Here is a 4,910-nt window from a genome sequence, read left to right on the forward strand (position 1 = left end):
CTGGACGACGTGATCCTGGGCCACGGGTACGAGTCCCACAGCGGCTTCCGGGAGGCCTTCTCCAGGACCTTCGGAGCCCCGCCGGGACGGAGCCGCGACGCGGTTCCCGTGCTCGTGGACTGGATCGAGAGCCCACTCGGACCCCTGGTGGCCGGGGCCACGCCCGAGGGGATCTGCCTCCTGGAATTCACGGACCGGCGGATGCTGGAGGCCCAATTCCAGACGCTCCGCCGCCTCCTCCAGGGCGCGGCCGTCCCGGGCCGGAACGCCCACCACGAGCAGGTGGGCCGCGAGCTCGAGGCCTATTTCCGGGGAGACCTGCGGCGCTTCACGGTGCCCCTCGTCTTTCCCGGCTCGACCTTCCAGCGGCGGGTCTGGGAAGAACTCCTGCGCATCCCGTACGGGGAAACACGCACCTACGAGGAGGTGGCCCTCGCCGTCGGCGCTCCCGGGGCCTGCCGGGCCGTCGGGACGGCGAACGGGAGGAACCGCATCGCCATCCTCATCCCGTGCCACCGGGTTTTGAACAAGGACGGGCGGCTGGGCGGGTACGGGGGCGGCCTCTGGCGGAAGCGCAGGCTTCTGGAATGGGAGCGCGAGTCGGTCCGTCGTTCCTCCGCGGGGGAGTGACCCGGAGCGCCCTCATCGTGCTACAGTCGAACCACCCATTCGGCACGGGCCGAGGAGGAGAACGCGCATGAGAAACCCAAGGGCTGTGATGGGCGGCTATGGTTGGGCGGCGGTGGTGGCGGCGGGCCTGCTCGCAGGCAGTCTCCTGGGCGCCGCCACGGGTGTGTTCGCCCATGGAAAGTCCGAAGCAGGAGCCCCCCCGGCGGTCCAGCCGGGCCGGCAGGGCCGGACGGTCTTCCTGGACATTTCGGTCCTGGGCCGAAAAACAAGGGCGGCGGACAAGATGAACGAACTCCATGCCAGAATGGCCGCGGAAGGCTACACCGTGGTCTCCGTAGCCCCCTATGACGAGAACGGAGACCTCCAAGGCTTTTTTTTGACGTACGTGAAATAGGCTCGGTGGCCGTCCCCGGCGGAGAAACCCGGGGGCGCTTTCCATCGTAGAACACCAAGCAAGAACGGCCCGGAAAGGCGGCACGCCATGGCGGACCTTCCCTCAAAGATCGGACCCTACCCCGTCGAGGGCGAACTGGGCCGAGGCGGCATGGGCATCGTCTACCTGGCGCGGGACCCGAGGCTCGAGCGCCACGTGGCCATCAAGGCCCTCGACGACGAGGTGGCGGCGGATCCCGAACGGCGGGCCCGGTTCGAACGGGAGGCCCGCCTCCTGGCGGCCCTCAGCCACCCCAACGTGGCGGGGATCTACGGGATCGAGGAGCACGACGGTCGGATTTGCCTGGTTCTCGAGTACGTGGAAGGTCCCACCTTGTCCCAACGTCTCGAGGAGGGGCCGCTCCCCATTCCCGAGGCCATCGACGTGGCGCTCCAGGTGGCCGCCGGCGTGGCGGCCGCCCACGAGGCGGGCATCGTCCACCGGGACCTCAAGCCCGCGAACGTCAAGCTCACCCCGCAGGGTCAGGTGAAGGTGCTGGACTTCGGCCTCGCCAAGTCCTACGCCCCCGAGCCCACCTCGGGCTCGGACCCCAGCCGTTCGCCCACGGTGGCCTACGATGCCACCCGGGCCGGGCTCGTGCTGGGCACTGCGGGGTACATGAGCCCCGAGCAGGCCCGCGGGCGCCCCCTGGACCGCCGCACGGACCTGTGGGCCTTCGGGTGCATCCTCTTCGAGATGCTCACGGGCAAGCAGGCCTTCAAGGGCGAGACCATCTCCGACACCCTCGCCGCCGTGCTCCGGGGCGATCCCGAGTGGGAGGCCCTGCCCGAGCAGACGCCCGCGGCCCTCAAGCGCCTTCTCCGCCGATGCCTCGAGAAGGACCCGCGGCGCAGGCTGAGGGACGCCTCGGACGCGCGCATCGAACTCGAGGAAGCCCTGGCGGAGCCGCCGGGAACACCCGTCTCCGGCATGACGGCCGCCGCGCTCGCGGGCAAGCGCTGGCTCTCCCCTCGCGCCGCGGCGGGGGCGGCGGCCCTGCTCCTGACGGGGGCGGCCCTCGGTTCCGCGGCCCTCTTCGTCTTGTTGGAGCGACGGAGCGCGAAGGCCGCCGCCGTTCCCGTGACCAGCCTCTCCCTGGAGTTCCCGGAGGACCTTCGGGTCGGCTTCTCCGACGGATCGCCGGACGGACGCGCGCTCTTCATGCTGGCTTCCAAGCGTGAGCCGGGCGGCGGCGACGGTCCACGGGCCATGATCTACCGCAGGGACCTGGAGAGCTACAAGGTGAGAGCCCTTCCGGGCACGGAGGGGGCCCGCGCCTTCGCCGTCAGCCGCGACGGAAAGTGGATCTACGCGGCCCTCTACGCCTCGGGGGACGGGGCCGTGGGCCGCCTGGCGAGGCTTCCCGCGGACGGGAGCGCTCCTCCGGTGGTTTTCGGGACGTGGGAGGAGGGCTGGCGCCAGGTGGTGGCCCTGCCCGGGGGAGACCTCCTGGTCCTGAATCAGCAGGGAAACGAGATGGCTCGGATTTCCTCTCGGGACGGCCGCGCCCGCAAGGTCGCCCTGCGCATGGAGGGCTTCCGGGGATTCGTGCAGGCGCTGAGGCCCCTCCCACGGGAGGATCGCGCCTTCGCCAACCTGGTCGTGTACGCCGAAAACGGCTTCCGAACGGACGTGGGCATCGTGGACCTGGCCACCGGCGAGATGAAGGCCCTGCTCGAGGACGGAGGCAACCCGCGCTACCTGCCGGAGACGGGGCAACTCCTCTTCTCCCGCCGCGAAACCCTCCTGGCGGTTCCCTTCGACCCGGTCGCGCTGACGGTCACCGGGACCCCCGTGGCGCTCCTGGACGGCATGCGGACGGAGGCGACCTGGACGCCGGCGGCCTTTTTCGTCGGCGCCGACGGGACCCTGTTCTACGTGTCCGGCGGGAGGGCGGGGACCCGGCGAGGGCTCGTCCTCCTGGACGAGGCGGGACACGCCACCCCGTGGTCGGCCGAACGGCGGTCTCTCCAAGGGGCGCTGGCGATCTCCCCGGACGGGGAAACCCTCGCGGTCACCGTGACGAACGCCGAGAACATCGACGAGACCTTCCTCGCGGACCGGACCCGGCGCTCGCTGAGGCGATTCATGGCGATCCCCGGCGCCGACGTGGACGTGCCCATTTTCACGCCGGACGGAAAGTCCCTCGTCTTCGCCCGGACGGCCCGGACCGATGAGGACGGCCTCTACGCGGCGCCGCTGGACGGGTCCCGCCCGCCCGTCCGCCTGTGGAAGACCTCGGGTCCCGCCGGCGAGACCCTGCCCCTTGCCTGGACCCCCGAGGGGGACCTCCTAATCGGCGACACGTCCAAGACGCGGATCCGAATCCGGCGCCTTCTTCTGAAGGGGCGCTGGACGGGGGAGGCGCAGGCCGAGGACTTCACGGCGGGGCGGGGACGCCTCGGCGTGCCGGCCTTCTCGCCCGACGGCCGCTGGGTGGCGTACCCTTCGGACGAGTCGGGCCAGTACGAGGTCTACGTGGCTCCTTACCGGGACGGGCGTGTGGGTAGCCCTGCCGTTTCCGTGTCCCACGGGCAGGGGTACAGGCCCCTCTGGTCCGCCGACGGCAAGACCCTTTACTTTGTCGCGGGGGATGGGACGCTGAAGAAAGCGCGCGCGGGCGCCTCACCGGGCGTGTTTCTCGACCCGGAACCCCTCTTTTCCCCAAACGACCTCGGCGTGCTGGGCGCGCTGACCAGTCTGCGGGTCTGGCCCCAGGGAGGGTTCCTGGCCGCCGTGCGGGGCGAGGAGGAGGGGGAGATTCGGAGCCTCCGCGTCGTCTCCAACTGGACCCGGGAGTTACGGCAGAGGACCCAGGCGGCCGGGGTTTCGGAACCTCGATAGATTTCGGGGGCGTCATGTCCGAAGCGCGGAGGTTGAAGCTTCACGTGGCGCCGCCCTGGGGCGATCCCTTCGAGCGGCTCCTGCTGACCGATTTCTGCGTCATCGGCCGATCCAGCCGGGCCGACGTGACCGTACACGACAGCGCCCTGTCCCGCGAGCACGCCCGCCTCTGCCACAGGGAGGGCGAGTGGTTCGTGGAGGACCTCAACTCCCGGAACGGCACGTTCCTCAACGGGAGGGCCGTGGATGGCCCCACCAAGGTCGGCCCCGGGGACCTCCTGGCCGTGGGGGGCACAACCGTGACCCTTGCCGAGGCCGCCCCGCCGCCCCGTCCGGTGGATCTGTTCGCACCCGGGCAGTCCCTCTTCCGGCCGCTCGCGGAACTGATCCCCGAAGCGGCCTCGCCGCCTCCCCCGGCCGGAGGAGGCGGGGACGCGCTCACCCGGTACGCCGAACGGTTGAGGATCATGAACGAGGTCCACCACGCGCTCTCGGGATCCTGCGAACAGAAGGAGCTCCTCAATCTCATCCTGGATCGGGTCTTCGACCACCTGAAGCCCCAGGAGGGCGCCATCTTTCTGAGGGGCCCCGGAGGGGAGTACACCTGCGCGGCCCAACGGACCACGGCTTCGGGGCCGGTGGTCGTCTCCCGGCACCTCGTCACGGAGGTGGGGGAGAAGGGTCTGGGCGCCCTGGTTCTCGATGCCGAGCACGACGCCCGCTTCGCCGGGGCGGCCAGCATCGTCGCGGCCGGAGTGCGGAGCCTCCTCGCGGCGCCCCTCATGGACGCCTCGGGGCCCCTGGGGATGATCTTCCTTTCCTCCAAGGTGGCCGTGCGTTCCTTTACGGAGGAGGACCTGGAACTCCTGGCCACCCTGGCCTCAGCGGCCTCCCTGCGGATCCGGAACATCCAACTGGCCCGGGAGTCCGCCGAGCGCCGACGCCTCGAGGACGAGATCTCCCTCGCCCGGAGGATCCAACTGAACCTGCTGCCCACCCGCCT

General features: G+C 70.7%; 4 protein-coding genes. All 4 read left to right on the top strand.

Annotation, left to right across the window (positions count from 1 at the left end; genetic code table 11):
- A partial coding sequence (locus AB1824_13025; protein MEW5765883.1) for a methylated-DNA--[protein]-cysteine S-methyltransferase occupies positions 1-630 on the top strand: 630 nt, incomplete at its 5' end.
- A 67-nt stretch (positions 631-697) separates the two neighbouring features.
- Complete coding sequence (locus AB1824_13030) at positions 698-1,024, top strand: hypothetical protein (protein ID MEW5765884.1); 327 nt, start codon at positions 698-700, stop codon at positions 1,022-1,024.
- A gap of 87 nt (positions 1,025-1,111) precedes the next feature.
- Positions 1,112-3,907 carry a protein kinase gene (locus tag AB1824_13035; GenBank protein ID MEW5765885.1) on the top strand — a complete coding sequence of 932 codons (2,796 nt, stop codon included), beginning with the start codon at positions 1,112-1,114 and terminating at the stop codon, positions 3,905-3,907.
- A gap of 14 nt (positions 3,908-3,921) precedes the next feature.
- Positions 3,922-4,910, top strand: a 989-nt coding sequence (locus AB1824_13040) for an FHA domain-containing protein (protein ID MEW5765886.1), incomplete at its 3' end; no start/stop codon positions are given.

This window comes from Acidobacteriota bacterium, from assembly GCA_040752915.1.
In the GTDB taxonomy this organism is placed as follows: domain Bacteria; phylum Acidobacteriota; class UBA4820; order UBA4820; family DSQY01; genus JBFLVU01.

What these genes read in the sequence shown, in the direction of transcription:
- AB1824_13035 (MEW5765885.1), top strand. Translation starts at nt 1,112, where the DNA reads ATGGCGGACCTTCCCTCAAAGATCGGACCCTACCCCGTCGAGGGCGAA.
- AB1824_13030 (MEW5765884.1), top strand. Translation starts at nt 698, where the DNA reads ATGAGAAACCCAAGGGCTGTGATGGGCGGCTATGGTTGGGCGGCGGTG.